Here is a 16,863-nt window from a genome sequence, read left to right as displayed (position 1 = left end):
TCCTAATTTCTAATTTCTATTTTAATTTTATTTGATTCTGATGGATTCAGTTGGCATTTCATCACGATGGACAATAGATTTTAACCATGTCAAAACACATCAGGAGAGATAGTTTGAGACTATCTAACACCTAGCTTTCTACTATTCTTTACAAACTTTCTAGCCAAGCTTCATCTCGAACTTCGATACCAAGTTCCTGTGCTTTTTGAAGCTTGCTTCCTGCATCTGCTCCTGCTACGACAAGATCCGTTTTATTGGACACACTGCCTGTGACTTTGGCACCAAGACTTTCGAGTTTGCTTTTTGCTTCTGAGCGCGTGAGGCGTTCCAATTTTCCTGTCAGAACTACTGTCAAACCTGACAAGGCCGCATCTGCCACTACTGTCTGTCCTTTGTAGTCCAGATTGACTCCAGCTTCTTTCAACTCGTCTAAAAGAATCTTAGACCCTTCTGTAGCAAAATAAGTCTGAAGACTTTGGGCAATTACACTACCCAAACTTTCGATACTTGCCACTTCCTCTGGATCAGCTTGGGCTAGATTTTCAATAGAGTGGAAATGTTGGAGCAAGAGCTGACTTGCTTTACTTCCGACATGGCGAATTCCCAGACCAAACAAGAGCTTTTCAGCAGAGTTTTCCTTAGATGCTTGAATGGCCTGATACAGTTTAGAGGCTGACTTTTCCTTGATGCCCTCCAAAAGGAGGAAATCATCTTCTTTCAAACGGTATATATCTGCTACATCCTTAACTAGATTTGCAGCAAAGAGTTTCTCGACTATGGAAGGACCAAGTCCTGTAATATTCATGGCATCTCGAGAAGCAAAGTGAATCAAACCTTCCATGATTTGGGCAGGGCATCTTGGATTGATACAACGAAGAGCCACTTCATCTTCAAAGTGAAGCAATTGACTGTCACAACTTGGACAATTAGTCGGAATATCTAGTTTTTCTTCAGAAACACGCTTTGACTCTACCACGCGCAAAACAGCAGGGATGATGTCTCCAGCCTTATAGACGATAACTGTATCGTCTTTTCGGATATCCTTTTCAGCGATATAATCTACGTTGTGAAGGGTCGCACGACTAACAGTTGTCCCAGCAAGCTGAACGGGAGTCAGATTGGCAGTTGGGGTCACAACACCCGTACGACCAACTGTCCAGTCAACTGAAAGGAGTTGGGCTTCTTTTTCTTCAGCGGGAAATTTATAGGCGACTGCCCACTTGGGTGCTTTAACGGTAAAACCGAGTTCTTCTTGACCTGCTAGGTCATTGACCTTGATTACCACCCCATCAATATCATAGGGAAGATTGTCTCGTTCCTGTCCTACTTCTTGGATAAAATTCCAGATTTCATCTATTTTTTCAGCCAGAATTCGATTAGGATTGACCACAAAACCTAGTTGTTCTAGGTGCTTCAAAACCTTTTCTTGGCTATCACGAGTTGACGGACTAGCTTCTTGATAGAGAAAAGTCGCAAGATTGCGTTTGGCAACTACTGCCGTATCCAACTGACGCAAGGTGCCTGCTGCTGCATTACGAGGATTAGCAAATTCAGGCTCTCCATTTTCTTGGCGAGCTTGGTTGACCAGATCAAAGGAAGCGCGTGGCATATAACATTCCCCACGAACGGTGATATCTAGTTCTTCTGGCAAGGTCAAAGGAATATCCTTGACACGCTTGAGATTTTCTGTGATATTTTCACCAACAGAACCATCCCCACGTGTCGCACCGACAACCAAAATCCCCTTTTCATAAGTTAGCGAGATAGACAAACCATCGATTTTTAGCTCACAGATATAAGTGGGATGGGCTAACTCCTTACGAACACGCGCATCAAAAGCTTCTAACTCTTCACGTGAAAAAGCATCCTGCAAACTATAAAGAGGATACTGATGACTGTATTTTTCAAAACCATCTAAAACCTTACCACCAACGCGATGGGTCGGACTATCTGCTAAAACTTGATCTGGATAGGCAGCTTCCAACTCGACCAACTCTCGGTAGAGGCGATCATACTCACTATCTGAAACCGAGGGATTGTCACTTGTATAGTACTCGGTTGCATAGCGGTTGAGTAAGGCAACTAACTCATTCATTCTTTCATTCATAAAACCATTTTACCACAAATCAAGCCCTCCTCACAATAGAGAAGGACTGAAAAATGGTTAGTATTGAAATATTTTCTAAAGATAGTGAAGTTATGAGTCTTTTTTAAAATGACTTCGCACATAAAAGAGGGATAAACAAGACAGGGCAATAACCCCGCTTCCAATGATCAGGAAAGAAGAGAGATGAACACTTGGTAGCACTGTCATAAAGCCTTTGGCAATCGGCATAAATAGGATGGCTAATGTAAAAATGGTGCTTAGTACTCTCCCCAAGTATTCCCCATCAACCTTGGTTTGAACCTGAGTAAAAAAATGAATATTAAACATTGTCATAAACAGTTCACAAACTAAATTTCCAGAAAAGGAAAGTAAAGTTGGCAACGGTAACCCCATCATAAAAACTCCAACTCCAGTCAAAGCCAATAGAGTCAAAAGATTATAAACACTTGCCTTTATTTTACTAGCTAGAAGAGCTCCGATAATCGAACCAATAGCGCCCATAGTTAAAATGGTTGCGTAAGCTCCTTCTACCCCGTAAAGTCGATTTGAAAAAGGGAGGAGAAATTCAAAAGCTGCAAAAAAGAAATTAACACTGGAAGCTACTAACAAAAGGAAAAAAATCTCCTTCTGATGCCAAATATAGTGTAGTCCAGCCTTCATATCAATAAAGATGTCTTTCCAACTAAAACTCTTTTTCTCATGTACTTGGATTTCTTTTTGGGGAAGAAGAGCCACTAAACAAAATGCGATGAAAAAGCTAATGGCATCTAAAACAAGTGTCATATGGAGACTGACAAATTGTAAAACGATGAAAGAAAGTACAGGGGAGCTAACGCCTACAACCTGCAAAACGAGCTCTAAGCGAGCATTATAGGTCACAATCTCGTCTTTCTCTACAACCTCAGTTATAATGGCTTTATTGGCTGTACGAGAAAATGCAAAGGCAACCGCCTGAACAATATTGGCAAAAATCAAGGCAGCAATCATCAAGCTATCATTTCTGATGAAAGAAATAGCTAAACAAAGAATGCCGCAAATCAAGTCCGTCGTCATCAAAATTTTGCGACGCGAAAAGCGGTCTGAAATCACTCCGCCAAAAGGATTGACTAGAATGGATGTAACCAACTCAGAAATTTGATAAATCCCAAGAACAGTCTGTCCTATCGTTCCCATTGATGCCAACCAAACACTGTTTCCATAATCATAGAGCATATTTCCTATCTTATTAATAGCACCACGACTAATCAACTGGATTGCATGTCGATTCATATAAAAAGCTCCTCTCAAATTTTGAAACTATTGTATCAAAACTGAAAGGAGTCCCTTCGATTTTCCCTTATTTGGGAAATTTAAGGATTTACAAATTTTTCATAATGTTCCTGATAATAGGCCACTTGCTCTGGAAGTCCAAGTACTTCAAAAATATGCATGGCTTCCTGCATCTGACTACAACCTTCTTCTTTCAAGTCTCTCTGATAGAGGGCGAAACCTTTGAGATAATGGAAGATATTGCGCTCATAAAGCTTGATACCATTTCCAATCAACTTCTCCACATAACCCTTAAAATAGTCTGCATCCGTAAAGGAACGGTTTTCCAAACAATGCTGGTAACAGTTAAGAGCTAAAATCAAAACAAGTTTTCGATGCCGACCAATTTCCTTGTAGTAGTCTTCTCGCTCCATAACTTCTCTGCCAATCCGAGCCACATAGTCCACATTGTAAAAAGTATAGAGATTCCCGAAAAGAATCAACTCATACATGGTCCATTCTTCTGTTTGAAAAAGATAATCTGCTACCTTTTCCAAATCACTCAGCCTCATCGTGTAACGAGCATCTCTTTGACAAATCAGACCTTGTAGCAGAATCCAATTCAGCTCAAAATAGAGGGGATTGGTCGAACTCTTTGCTTTCTCAAGCTGTTCCTTTTGAAGCTTTTGAAAACCTGCAATATCATTTGAATAGTAAAGCGGAATAATCTGTGCCATCAAGGCAACATGTTCATGATTTTGAAAATCCCTAGCCTTGTCCATGAAATTTTCAATAGTCACATGAATATTATCCAAAATCTCAAAGAAACGAGAAACTGCTAGGTCAGACTCCCCAAGTTCGAAGCGAGATAATTGAGAGGTTGAACATGATTCACCTGCCGCCTCTTTTAAGGAGTACTTCCCACTCGTTCGAAATTCACGAAATACCTTTCCAAGATGTTCCATTTTTTACACCTGCTCCGATAATTCTTCCCACTCAAGCATAGCCTCTTCCTGACGATGGCTGATTTTGTCCAGTTCAGTCTGCAATTCCATGAGCCTTTCAGCATCGTTGGTTTCCAGCATTTGTTCAGAAATGGCTTGACTTTGAGCTTCTAACTCTTCAATTTCAGCCTCTAAACTCTCTATTTGACGCATGAGCTTACGGGCTTCTTTCTGACTTTCTTTTTGTGCCTGGTAGTCATTAGCTGGACTTGCTTCTTTTGCTTGATTACTCATTGAAGCTTCCTCTGTCTGGCTTGCTTCTACTTCTGCTTTCTTCTCAACATAGTAGTCATAATCTCCTAGATAGAGGGTAGAACCATTCTCGGACAATTCCAAAACATGAGTGGCTACACGGTTGATGAAATAACGGTCGTGACTGACGAAAAGAAGGGTTCCATCAAAGTCAATCAGGGCATTTTCTAGCACTTCCTTGCTATCAATGTCCAAGTGGTTGGTCGGCTCGTCCAAAATCAAGAAGTTATTATTTTCCATTGAAAGTTTAGCAAGAAGTAAACGAGCTTTCTCGCCACCTGACAGCATGCCTACTGATTTTTTAACATCATCCCCTGAGAAGAGGAAAGCGCCAAGACGGTTACGGATTTCAACTTCTGGTGTCAGTTTAAAATCATTCCAAAGTTCATCCAGAACAGTATTACTTGGTGTCAGCTTGCTTTGAGTCTGGTCATAGTAGCCAACCTCAACATTGGCCCCAAATCGCTTTTCTCCTTTGATAAAAGGAATCTGATCCACAATAGACTTGATAAAGGTTGACTTACCAATACCATTTGGTCCGACAATCGCAACAGCATTCATCTTACGAAGGTCTAGGTTGATAGGCTCTGACAATATTTCTCCATCATAGCCAATAGCCGCATTTTCAACAGTCAGGACAACATTGCCCGACGTTTTTTCAGACTGGAAGGTCATGTTAGCAGATTTCTTACCAGCTTCCGGCTTGTCCAAACGCTCCATTTTTTCCAGTTGTTTACGGCGGGATTGGGCACGTTTGGTCGTTGAAGCACGGACTAAATTGCGGTTGACAAAATCTTCCAGAGCAGCAATTTCCTTCTGTTGCTTTTCATAGTTTTCGGCCTCAGTAGCTAGCTTTTGCTCCTTTAACTCAACAAAGCGAGAGTAATTGCCTACATAACGATCCAAGGAATGCTTAGTCAAATCGAGTGTAACCGTCGCAACCTTGTCTAAGAAATAACGGTCGTGGCTGACAATAATGAGGGCACCGCTATAGTTTATCAAGTAATTTTCCAACCAGGCTATGGTTTCAATATCCAAGTGGTTGGTTGGCTCGTCCAAGACCAAGAGATTAGGCTTTTCAAGGAGCATTTTTGCTAGAGCCAGACGAGTATTTTGACCACCAGAAAGCTCGGCAATTTTCATCTGCCACATAGATTCATCAAACTTGAAGCCATTCAAAATAGCACGGATATCGGCTTCATAGGTAAAGCCACCAGCCTGACGGAAATTCTCTGACAAACGATCATAATCCGCCATCAGTTTATCCAAATCCTCACCAGACTTTTCACCCATCTCCAGTTCCATATGACGAAGTTGTTTCTCAGTCCGACGCAAGTCATCAAAGACGTGAAGCATTTCATCGTAGATGGTATTTTCAGACTCAAATCGGCTATCTTGGGCTAGGTAAGACAGAGAAATATCTTTTTTCTTATTGATTTCCCCACTAGTTGGCTCCTCTTCTCCAACCAAAATCTTCAAAAGAGTAGACTTACCCGCTCCATTTCTCCCAACGAGGGCAATCCGATCTCGTTCATCAACTTGCAGATTGACATTATCAAAAAGAACCTCTCCTGCAAATGAACGTTCAATTTTATTAGCTTGTAAAATAATCATATAGGTAGTATAGCATGTTTCCCTAAGGGGTTCAAGACTATAGAATCCATTTCATTTCAAGCTTTTTCAGAAAGTTATGCTAACGTTTTACTAAAATGATAAATCGTGATATAATGAAAGCGATTAAAAGAATTTACAAAAAAAGGAGATCCTCTATGACTTATCAAGAAAACTATCAAAAATGGTTAGATTTTGCTGAACTTCCTGACTACCTTCGTCAAGATTTGGAAAATATGGATGAAAAAACAAAGGAAGATGCCTTCTATACCAATCTTGAATTTGGTACTGCTGGTATGCGTGGTTTGATTGGTGCTGGTACAAATCGTATCAATATCTATGTTGTTCGTCAAGCAACTGAAGGTTTGGCTCGTTTGATTGAGTCAAAAGGTGGAAATGAAAAAGAACGTGGTGTGGCAATTGCCTACGATAGCCGTCACTTCTCACCAGAATTTGCCTTTGAATCTGCTGCAGTTCTAGCAAAACATGGTATCAAATCTTATGTATTTGAAAGCCTTCGTCCAACTCCTGAACTGTCATTCGCTGTTCGTCACCTCAACTGTTTCGCAGGTATCATGATTACTGCCAGTCACAACCCTGCTCCATTTAACGGTTACAAGGTTTATGGTGAGGATGGTGGGCAAATGCCTCCACACGATGCGGACGCTTTGACAACTTACATCCGTGCTATCGAAAACCCATTTGCTGTTGAAGTTGCTGATGTGGAAGCTGAAAAAGCTTCTGGCCTGATTGAAGTCATCGGCGAAGCTGTTGATACGGAATACCTCAAAGAAGTTAAAGATGTCAACATCAACCCAGCCTTGATTGAAGAATTCGGTAAAGACATGAAGATTGTCTACACACCACTTCATGGTACTGGTGAAATGTTGGCTCGTCGTGCTCTTGCTCAAGCAGGATTTGACTCTGTCCAAGTCGTCGAAGCGCAAGCAACTCCAGACCCTGATTTCTCTACTGTGAAATCTCCAAACCCAGAAAGCCAAGCAGCTTTTGCACTTGCTGAAGAGCTTGGACGCAAAGTAGGTGCAGATGTACTGGTCGCAACTGACCCTGATGCTGACCGTGTTGGTGTTGAAGTTCTTCAAAAAGATGGTAGCTACCTTAACCTTTCAGGTAACCAAATCGGCGCCATCATGGCTAAATATATCTTGGAAGCCCACAAAAATGCTGGAACTCTTCCTGATAATGCAGCCCTTTGTAAATCCATCGTATCAACTGACTTGGTAACGAAGATTGCTGAAAGCTACGGCGCAACCATGTTCAACGTTTTGACAGGTTTCAAATTTATCGCTGAAAAGATCCAAGAATTCGAAGAAAAGCACAATCACACTTACATGATGGGATTTGAAGAAAGCTTCGGTTACTTAATCAAACCATTCGTACGTGATAAAGATGCTATCCAAGCCGTTCTTGTTGTTGCTGAGCTTGCTGCTTACTACCGTTCACGTGGTTTGACTCTTGCTGACGGTATCGAAGAAATCTACAAAGAATACGGCTACTATGCTGAAAAGACCATCTCTGTTACTCTTTCAGGTGTCGATGGAGCTGAGCAAATCAAAGCAATCATGGCTAAGTTCCGTGACAATGGTCCGAAAGAATTTAACGCTACTGCTATCTCAATCACAGAAGACTTCAAGGCACAAACTTCTACTACTGCTGATGGTATTGTAACTGCCTTAACAACTCCTCCAAGTGATGTTTTGAAATACACTCTTGCGGATGGTTCTTGGATCGCTGTTCGCCCTTCAGGTACAGAACCAAAAATCAAGTTCTATATTGCAGTTGTGGATCAAAGCAACGAAGATTCACAAGCTAAGATTGCCAATATCGAAGCGGAAATCAATGCCTTTGTAAAATAAGCAAGATAAAAGATGAGATAAAACGATCTCATCTTTTTTTCGTATCAAATCCGAGCAATTTTAGAAACTTTGTGGCATACTAGTTTTATCAAAAAAAGAGAGGTATTCTTATGAATCAGTTTTTAGAAGATATTAAAGACCTTGAAGTGACTACTGTTGCCCGTGCCCAAGAAGCACTCGATAATAAAGAAACAACGACCTTCTTCATCGGTCGCAAAACTTGTCCTTACTGTCGTAAATTTGCTGGCACATTGGCAGGTGTCCTAGCTGAAACTAAAGCACACATCTACTTCATCAACAGTGAGGAACCAAGCCAACTCAATGAGTTGCAAGAATTCCGTTCACGTTATGGAATTCCAACTGTACCAGGCTTTGTCCACGTTGCAGATGGTCAAATCAATGTCCGTTGCGACTCTTCAATGTCAGCACAAGAAATCAAAGAATTTGCAGGATTGTGAAAGACAATAAAAGAAGGCACTCGCCTTCTTTTTATATATCTGTCAATGGTGTTGCGGTATCTGGTGAGGTATCATAAACTTTAAAGTCTACTCCGACTCCCAGATCCGCTTGGGCTAGCTGATTGACCATGGTCATATGAGCCAGCTCCTTAATATTGTTCTCTTTGGACAAATGCCCAAGATAGATTTTCTTTGTTCGATTTCCCATTGTACGAATCATGGCCTCAGCACCGTCTTCGTTAGAGAGGTGACCAAGATCCGATAGGATTCGCTGTTTGAGTCGCCAAGCGTAAGAACCTGCTCGCAAGATCTCCACATCGTGGTTGGACTCGATGAGGTAACCGTCAGCATTCTCGACAATTCCTGCCATTCTATCACTGACATAACCTGTATCGGTCAGCATGACAAAACTCTTATCATCCTTCATAAAACGATAAAACTGTGGCGCTGCTGCATCGTGACTGACCCCAAAACTTTCAATGTCGATATCACCAAAGGTTTTGGTTTTCCCCATTTCAAAAATGTGCTTCTGCGAGGAATCTACCTTACCGAGATACTTACTATTTTCCATAGCCTGCCAGGTTTTTTCATTAGCGTAAAGGTCCATGCCAAATTTGCGAGCCAAGACACCGACTCCATGGATATGGTCTGAGTGCTCATGCGTAATTAAAATCGCATCCAGATCTTCAGGTTTGCGATTGATTTCAGCTAGCAAGCTGGTAATTTTCTTACCAGACAAGCCTGCATCCACTAATATTTTCTTTTTTGGGGTTTCCAGATAAAAGGAATTTCCACTGGAACCTGATGCTAAAATACTATATTTAAAGCCTATTTCACTCATTCTAGTCTTCTACTTCATCCTCCCAGACTTCTTCTTTTACGGCATCCTTATCATAAGGGAGCACGATGGTAAAGGTTGACCCCTTACCGTATTCACTTTTGGCCCAAATAAAGCCATTATGTTGTTTGATAATTTCCTTGGCAATAGCCAGACCTAGACCAGTTCCACCTTGTGCACGACTTCTTGCACGATCCACACGATAAAAGCGGTCAAAAATCTTCGGCAAATCTTGCTTTGGAATACCTAGACCTTGGTCTTTGATAGATAAAATCATCTGGTCTTCAGTCGTTTTCATGCTGACAGTAATTTTCCCACCATCTGGTGAGTACTTGATAGCATTGTTGAGAATATTATCTATCACCTGAGTCATCTTATCGGTATCAATCTCGATCCAAACAGAATTGATAGGATAATCTCTAACCAGCTCATATTTTTTCTCCTCATCCTGACTTCTCATCTTATCAAAGCGGTTGAGGATAAAGGTGATAAAGGCTGTAAAATTAATCAATTCCACATCCAACCGAGTGGTCGCATTATCAATACGAGAGAGATGCAAGAGATCTGTCACCATCCGCATCATACGGTTGGTTTCATCAAGCGAAACCTTGATAAAATCAGGAGCAACAGGATCATATAAGGCTCCCTCGTCTAAGGCTTCAAGGTAAGATTTAACACTAGTCAAAGGTGTCCGCAACTCATGGCTAACATTGGACACGAAGAGTCTCCGTTCACGCTCTTCCTTCTCCTGTTCAGTCGTATCGTGCAAAACGGCAACCAAACCAGAAATGAATCCAGACTCACGACGAATGAGTGCAAAACGCACACGAAGACTAAGATATTCTCCATTAGCATTTTGGGAATCAATCATCAATTCAGGAATCTGTGTAATGAGGTCACGCAGTTCATATTCATCCTCTATCTTAAGCAATTCTAGGATGCTTTTGTTCAATGCTTCTTCTTTTACGATACCCAGCTGTTTCTTAGCCATATCGTTAATCATAGTAATCTGACCACGGCGATTGGTTGCAAGAACTCCATCTGTCATATAAGAAAGAATACTGTTAAGCCTTTTTGTTTCTTGCTCCAGATTTTCCTGTGTTAAACGAATGACCTCAGACAAATCATTGAGGTTATTGGTGATGTTGGTGATTTCAGAGCTTCCTTGCATATCCAAAACTCGAGAATAATCCCCTGCAATCAAATCCTTGACCTTTTGATTAATCTGCTTTAGCCGAATATTATCACGGCGATTTTCTAGCAATAGCAAGGTGACCACCAAGATAAAGCCTAGCAAAATCAAAATAAAGATAAAATCGCTGGTCAGAATCGTTTGTCTAATATCTTCAATCATTATTTCTCATATAGTAACCCACACCACGACGTGTTAGGATGTATTCTGGACGGCTTGGAGTGTCTTCGATTTTTTCACGCAAACGTCGGATGGTCACGTCCACTGTACGAACATCACCAAAATAGTCATAACCCCAGACAGTCTCAAGCAAGTGTTCACGAGTAATAACTTGTCCAATATGGGAAGCCAAATGGTATAAGAGCTCAAACTCACGATGAGTCAAATCCAGTTCCTCACCGTATTTCTTAGCCACATAAGCATCTGGAACGATTTCCAAATCGCCAATCTGAAGGGGTTGAGATTTCTTTTCATCAGTTTCTTGACTATCCACTGAAGCGAGGTCTGTACGGCGGAGCAAGGCCTTCACACGCGCTTGCAACTCACGATTTGAGAAGGGTTTGGTCACATAATCATCTGCCCCAAGTTCTAAACCGATAACCTTGTCAAACTCGCTATCCTTGGCCGATAGCATAATGATTGGAACACTGCTAGTCTTACGAATAGTCTTAGCAACTTCTAAACCATCGATTTCAGGAAGCATCAAATCCAGGATAATAATATCTGGTTGCTCCGCCTCAAATAGCTCGATCGCCTCACGACCGTTGAAGGCTGTTACAACTTCGTAGCCTTCTTTGGTCATATTAAACTTAATAATATCCGAGATCGGTTTCTCATCATCAACAATTAATATTTTTTTCATTTTATCACCTTTTCTTTATCTATTATAACAAAAAAATGTAAAGAAGGCACAAATGGCTACTGTAGGCCTTCATCTTCAAGATTTGTTTTATAAGCCTGCCAAATTTTTTGTTGAGGTTTCGCAAGTGGATAATCAGAAAACTCCTGAGGAGAAACCCAGCGAATTTCTCTGTCAGAAAACTGTTTTGTTTCCGTCACTTGACCAGCGATGATTTGAATATGCCATTTCCGATGACTAAATACATGCTTGACCTGGTCAAATACTTGCTGGGACCAATTCACTTCTAAATCATAATCTTGCTCAAAGTTTTCTTGAGGGCTTGGTCCAAATGCTCTGCTTTCCTCTTTGACTTGTGAAAAGAGATCTAGCTGATCGTCATCACTTGAGAAATCATCAACTTCGATCAAGGGGAAATGCCAAAAACCGGCTAGCAGTTTCTCGCTTTCATTTTTCTCTAGTAAATATTGCCCACGGTCATTGCGTACAACCAAAGCCTTGAGATAGATTGGGAGGGGCTTTTTCTTGGGCTCTTTGATTGGATATACATCCATAGTCCCATTCTGATAGGCTGCGCTAAAGTCCTTAACAGGGCTTTCTTCTGGTCGAGGGTTAACTGGAGCCTCTATGTCAGACCCTAAATCCATCAGAGCTTGGTTAAAGTCACCTGGTCGTTTCGGGTCAATCAAGATTTCCATCATTGCCTGAAAAATTTTGCGATTGCTGGGAACTCCGATATCATGATCAACCTCAAACAAGCGTGCCAAAACCCGCATGACATTGCCATCAACCGCTGGCTCAGGCAAATTAAAAGCGATACTGGAAATAGCTCCCGCAGTGTAAGGGCCAATCCCTTTTAAACTAGAAATTCCTTCATAGGTATTTGGAAATTGCCCCCCAAAGTCAGTCATAATCTGCTGGGCTGCAGCCTGCATATTGCGCACTCGAGAATAATAGCCCAATCCCTCCCAAGCCTTCAACAAACGATCTTCAGGGGCATTGGCCAGACTTTCAACTGTTGGAAACAAGTCCAAGAATCGTTCGTAGTATGGAATAACTGTATCCACTCTAGTCTGCTGGAGCATGATTTCAGATACCCAGATGTGATAAGGATTTTTACTTCTCCTCCAAGGTAAATCTCGCTTGTTTTCATCATACCAATTGAGGAGTTTTTCACGAAAAGAAATAATCTTCTCCTCCGGCCACATGACGATACCATATTCTTTCAAATCTAACATATCTCTAGTATAACACAGAAGACTCTAACTGTCCTTCTCTCAGTACTAAAAAGCCTCTTCCCATGGGAAAGAGGACTAAATCTTATTGATGAACTGCTTGAGCTGCTGTGATAAGGGTCAACTTGTACACATCATCTGCATTACATCCACGAGAAAGGTCGTTAACAGGTTTGTTCAAACCTTGCAAAACAGGTCCTACAGCCGCAAAACCACCGAGACGTTCTGCCATCTTGTACCCAATATTTCCGGCTTCGATACCTGGGAAGACAAAAACATTTGCTTGACCAGCTACGTTACTTCCTGGAGCTTTTAGAGCTGCAGTTTCAGGAACAAAGGCAGCGTCAAATTGCAACTCCCCATCAATCTCAAGGTCAGGGCGCAAGTCGTGAGCAATTTTTGTAGCTTCCACTACCTTATCAACACTTTCACCAAATCCTGAACCTTTAGTAGAATAGCTTAGCATAGCAATTTTAGGTTCAATACCAAACATCTTAGCTGTAATTGCTGAGTTGATGGCAATTTCAGCCAAGGCTTCTGCATCTGGATTGATGTTAATGGCACAGTCACCAAATAGGTAACGTTCCGTACCACGTACCATGAGGAAGGCACCTGAAGTACGAGTTACATTTGGACGAGTTTTGATAATTTGAAGGGCTGGGCGAACTGTTGAGGCAGTTGAGTGAATCGCACCAGATACCATACCGTCAACCAAGCCCAAGTAGACTAGCATCACACCAAAGTAGTTGACATCTTCAACCAAAACTTTGCGCGCTTCTTCTTCAGTCATTTTGCCCTTACGACGCTCTACTAAGGCAGCAACCATTTCTTCGAATTGAGGATAGTGTTGGGGATCAATCACTTCATAACCATCCATGATCCCCTCGATTTCGAGATAAATTTTAATTTTTTCAGGGTTTCCAAGCAAAACAGGAATCACTTCTGTTTCTTTTACCAAGCGTTTTGTCGCTTGAAGAATACGTGGCTCTTCCCCTTCAGGGAGAACGATACGAGCATTTTTGCCAACCAGGTTGGCTTTGAGACTTTCAAAAACTTCCATGAGTTTTCTCCTTTAAGAAAATAAATTATACTCCAAATAGATTTTAAAGAGTATTAGTTGATAACTGAGTAATAAGATTGCTGAAATCATCCGGTAAGGGGCTTTCTAGTTGCAAATCTTGCTCTAGAAAAGGATGATAAAAAGATAAATAATGGCAATGCAAGGCCTGGCGCTGAATACCGTCGTCTAGGCTGCCTCCATAGAGATCGTCTCCCAACAAAGGAAAACCGATATGAGAAAAATGCACTCGTATCTGATGAGTTCGTCCAGTATGCAGACGAATATCGACTAGGTGAATATTTCCATAAGACGCTATAACTTTATAAGATGTATGGGCGTATTTCCCACCTTTGGCAACCCGTCTCGTGATAATGGAGTCCACATCACGCGCAATCGGGGCGATAATCTCCCCTTCAGGCTCCAAGACACCAGCTCCTTTAACCAAAGCAAAGTAACGTTTTTCGATAGACTTTCGTTGCAGTTGCTTGTCTAAACGTGCATGAGCGTAGCCGTGCTTGGCAAAGAGCATCAAACCAGAAGTATCTCTATCAAGCCTAGTCACGATGTGAACTTGCTGATTTTCATAGTTTTGCTTGACATAGTAGCCCTTGATAAAATTGGCAATGGTATTGGAATGATTGACACTGGGGATGGAAGCTACTCCATAAGGCTTATTCAAAACCAGAAAATGGTCATCCTCATATAAAATATCGAGTGGTCGATCAATAGCTTCAAGGCTCTCAAACCCTTCCTCTGCAGGAATGTCAATAGTTACTCTATCTCCAATATCTAAGAGATAGGTCGCATTTTGAGCTTGGCCATTGACCCGTATAGCCCCGCCTCGAAACTTAATCTTAGCCAAAAGTCCCTTGGAAACCTCATGTTTCTTGAGGAAATTTTTGACTTTGACGTGCTCATCTGCGGTAAATTCGAACCTCATTCATCCACCTCGCCGATGAAGGCATCTTTAACACGATTCCAGAAACTAGTGTGGCTTGGAGTCGCTACGAAGTGAATCTTGTGATGGTCGATTTGATACTCTATCCGTTCGATATTACGGAAGGAATAGACGCTGTTATCGACTGATATCGTATGGTAATCATTGCGTGTCGGCAAAAGTTCAATCTTATCTTTTTTGGGAATAATGATTGATGATCCCAAAGTGCGATAGACTCGGTTGTTAAGACTCGCTATTTCAGTCAACTGCAAGGCCTCAATAGTAGGATGCAAGACAGCTCCACCCAAGGACTTGTTATAGGCAGTGCTTCCAGTTGGCGTTGAAACAGTTACTCCATCTCCTCGAAATCGCTCAAATGGAACATGATTAATGATGATATCCGCAACCATGGTGCGATCAGACCTGCGGATGCTGGCTTCGTTTAATGCACGGAAGGTCTTAACTTCTCCGTTTTCAAGTGTCACCTTGACATTCAAAACAGGATAGGAAACCTTGGCACCAGTATCCAGTTGGAGATTGGTAACCAACTGGTCCAACTCAAAGTCACGATAATCCGTATAAAATCCTAAATGTCCTGTATGTACGCCAATAAATCGAACTTTATCTAACTGATTCTCGTACTTGTGAAATGCAGACAAAAGCATCCCATCCCCACCAATTGATATGACGATGTCAGGATTGGTGTCGTTGAGTATAAAATGATGTTTTTTCAACTGGTCTTTCAGCTCATACAAAACCTTTTGACTCTGCGGTTTTCTATTTGCAATCAGATCAATTCGTTTACCTGTATTCTTCATCTGTATCGTCACTATTTCCTACACCGTCGTTTAGTTTTCTACTCAAAGGATCAAAGAGAGCCTGCGCTTCCTGGATGTCATCTCGAATCTTACCCATTTCTTCATCTAGTTGATAAGCAATTTTGGCCGTGATTTCTAGTCTTTTTTTGATTTCTTCTGGAAAATCTCCCTGATACTTATAATTGAGCGAATGCTCAATGGTAGCCCAAAAGTTCATAGCCAAGGTCCGGATTTGAATCTCGGCCAGAATCGTCTTAACACCACTGATGGTGTCAACTGTATACTCTACCACCACATGATAGGAGCGATAGCCCGAAGCCTTACGATGGGCGATATAATCCCGTTCCTGAACGACTCTCATATCATGGCGTTTGCGTAAAATCGCAACAACTTCCTGAACATCATCGACGAACTGCACCATGACCCGCAAACCCGCGATATCCTGCAAGTCATGTTCCAAAGTATCGTAGCCAATCCCTCTGCGATTCATTTTTTCCTTAATACTTTCAATCGGCTTCACCCGTCCAGTAACAAACTCAATCGGAGAGTGCTTGTTTTGCTTACGATATTGTTTTCGAATTCCACGAAGCTTAATCTTCAATTCACCAACAGCTTGAATGTAAGGATCTAAAAATTCTTCCCATTCTATGGTCATATTTTCTCCCTTTTGGTATGTGATTGTGTTGTTGAAAATTTTTGATTTTTTCACTACAATCATATACAATAAATACATTGTCCATTATACCATAAATCGCTTTCAAAGATAGAAAAAAGGTTAGAAAAATGAAACATTTAGAAATTGAACTGAAAACACTACTGAAAAAAGAGGATTACGATCATTTAAAAGAACAGTTTTCTCATATCCAACCCGTCCTACAGAAAAACTACTACATTGATACACCTGATTTCCAGTTGCGTGAAAAAAAGGTTGCCATGCGCATGCGCACCTTTTCAGATTGGGCGGAGTTGACCTTGAAGGTGCCACAAACTGTAGGAAATATGGAATACAACCAGAAACTGAATCTTCCAGAGGCTGAATCATACCTGGAAAAACAAAAACTTCCTCAAGGGGTCGTTCTAGAGGAACTTGCTAAGATTGGTATTCTAAGCCAAGACTGGTTTGTTCTGGGCTGTCTTGCAACTATTCGTTACGAAATGGAAACGTCGATTGGTCTAATGGCACTAGATGAAAGTCACTACTTTGATCATACAGACTATGAACTTGAGCTTGAAGTCACCGACCATGAAAAAGGGAAAGCCGATTTTCAGAAATTCTTAGAAGAAAATCAGATCACTTATCAGAAAACTCCTTCAAAATTAATTCGTTTTATTAAAAGCATGAAAAAATGCTGAAATAATCTCCATTT

The 16,863-nt window shown here is 41.3% G+C and carries 15 protein-coding genes; 3 read left to right on the top strand and 12 right to left on the bottom strand.

What is annotated here, in order from left to right; translation table 11 throughout:
- Nucleotides 1–148: 148 nt before the first annotated feature.
- The 4 genes from ligA to abc-f all read right to left on the bottom strand — a co-directional run bounded on the left by ligA (nt 149) and on the right by abc-f (nt 6,225).
- Nucleotides 149–2,107, bottom strand: a complete 1,959-nt coding sequence (ligA, locus tag ACVBD2_RS05045; RefSeq protein ID WP_461686256.1) for an NAD-dependent DNA ligase LigA — start codon at nt 2,105–2,107, stop codon at nt 149–151.
- Between the two features lie 90 nt (nt 2,108–2,197).
- Nucleotides 2,198–3,376, bottom strand: a complete 1,179-nt coding sequence (locus ACVBD2_RS05040) for an MFS transporter (protein WP_461686255.1) — start codon at nt 3,374–3,376, stop codon at nt 2,198–2,200.
- 80 nt (nt 3,377–3,456) lie between these two features.
- The gene (locus ACVBD2_RS05035) at nt 3,457–4,320 is read right to left on the bottom strand and encodes an Rgg family transcriptional regulator (protein WP_461686254.1); all 864 of its coding nucleotides are present in this window, start codon (nt 4,318–4,320) and stop codon (nt 3,457–3,459) included.
- Between the two features lie 3 nt (nt 4,321–4,323).
- Entirely contained in the window at nt 4,324–6,225 is a 1,902-nt protein-coding gene (gene abc-f, locus ACVBD2_RS05030) for a ribosomal protection-like ABC-F family protein (protein ID WP_461686253.1), read from the bottom strand.
- A gap of 155 nt (nt 6,226–6,380) precedes the next feature.
- Here abc-f and ACVBD2_RS05025 point away from each other — a divergent pair, with 155 nt between their 5' ends.
- Both ACVBD2_RS05025 and ACVBD2_RS05020 read left to right on the top strand, forming a co-directional pair.
- Nucleotides 6,381–8,099, top strand: a complete 1,719-nt coding sequence (locus ACVBD2_RS05025) for a phospho-sugar mutase (protein ID WP_461686252.1) — start codon at nt 6,381–6,383, stop codon at nt 8,097–8,099.
- Nucleotides 8,100–8,209: 110 nt separating this feature from the next.
- A complete protein-coding gene (locus ACVBD2_RS05020; RefSeq protein ID WP_223326678.1) occupies nt 8,210–8,557 on the top strand; it encodes a thioredoxin domain-containing protein in 348 nt (115 codons plus the stop codon).
- 31 nt (nt 8,558–8,588) lie between these two features.
- Here the strand turns inward: ACVBD2_RS05020 and ACVBD2_RS05015 are convergent, their stop codons facing one another.
- The 8 genes from ACVBD2_RS05015 to ACVBD2_RS04980 form a co-directional block, all read right to left on the bottom strand.
- The gene (locus ACVBD2_RS05015) at nt 8,589–9,398 is read right to left on the bottom strand and encodes an MBL fold metallo-hydrolase (RefSeq protein ID WP_223326680.1); all 810 of its coding nucleotides are present in this window, start codon (nt 9,396–9,398) and stop codon (nt 8,589–8,591) included.
- 1 nt (nt 9,399) lies between these two features.
- The gene (vicK, locus tag ACVBD2_RS05010) at nt 9,400–10,749 is read right to left on the bottom strand and encodes a cell wall metabolism sensor histidine kinase VicK (RefSeq protein WP_223326682.1); all 1,350 of its coding nucleotides are present in this window, start codon (nt 10,747–10,749) and stop codon (nt 9,400–9,402) included.
- Nucleotides 10,742–11,449 carry a response regulator YycF gene (yycF, locus tag ACVBD2_RS05005; protein ID WP_461686251.1) on the bottom strand — a complete coding sequence of 236 codons (708 nt, stop codon included), beginning with the start codon at nt 11,447–11,449 and terminating at the stop codon, nt 10,742–10,744. Before yycF ends, vicK begins: the two co-directional genes overlap by 8 nt.
- Before the next feature lie 56 nt (nt 11,450–11,505).
- Complete coding sequence (mutY, locus tag ACVBD2_RS05000) at nt 11,506–12,684, bottom strand: A/G-specific adenine glycosylase (RefSeq protein WP_000886131.1); 1,179 nt, start codon at nt 12,682–12,684, stop codon at nt 11,506–11,508.
- 82 nt (nt 12,685–12,766) lie between these two features.
- Complete coding sequence (pta, locus tag ACVBD2_RS04995; protein WP_049518760.1) at nt 12,767–13,741, bottom strand: phosphate acetyltransferase; 975 nt, start codon at nt 13,739–13,741, stop codon at nt 12,767–12,769.
- A 43-nt stretch (nt 13,742–13,784) separates the two neighbouring features.
- Nucleotides 13,785–14,681, bottom strand: coding sequence for an RluA family pseudouridine synthase (locus tag ACVBD2_RS04990; protein ID WP_084944550.1), 897 nt, complete (start codon nt 14,679–14,681; stop codon nt 13,785–13,787).
- Nucleotides 14,678–15,496: an NAD kinase gene (locus ACVBD2_RS04985; RefSeq protein WP_038806136.1), complete on the bottom strand. Its 819-nt coding sequence runs from the start codon at nt 15,494–15,496 to the stop codon at nt 14,678–14,680. Before ACVBD2_RS04985 ends, ACVBD2_RS04990 begins: the two co-directional genes overlap by 4 nt.
- Nucleotides 15,480–16,151 carry a GTP diphosphokinase gene (locus tag ACVBD2_RS04980; protein ID WP_132973332.1) on the bottom strand — a complete coding sequence of 224 codons (672 nt, stop codon included), beginning with the start codon at nt 16,149–16,151 and terminating at the stop codon, nt 15,480–15,482. Before ACVBD2_RS04980 ends, ACVBD2_RS04985 begins: the two co-directional genes overlap by 17 nt.
- 128 nt (nt 16,152–16,279) lie before the next feature.
- Here ACVBD2_RS04980 and ACVBD2_RS04975 point away from each other — a divergent pair, with 128 nt between their 5' ends.
- Nucleotides 16,280–16,849 carry a CYTH domain-containing protein gene (locus ACVBD2_RS04975; protein WP_132973330.1) on the top strand — a complete coding sequence of 190 codons (570 nt, stop codon included), beginning with the start codon at nt 16,280–16,282 and terminating at the stop codon, nt 16,847–16,849.
- Nucleotides 16,850–16,863 lie beyond the last annotated feature (14 nt).

It is taken from the genome of Streptococcus sp. KHUD_018, assembly GCF_054861215.1.
This window is presented reverse-complemented; position numbering and strand designations above follow the sequence as displayed.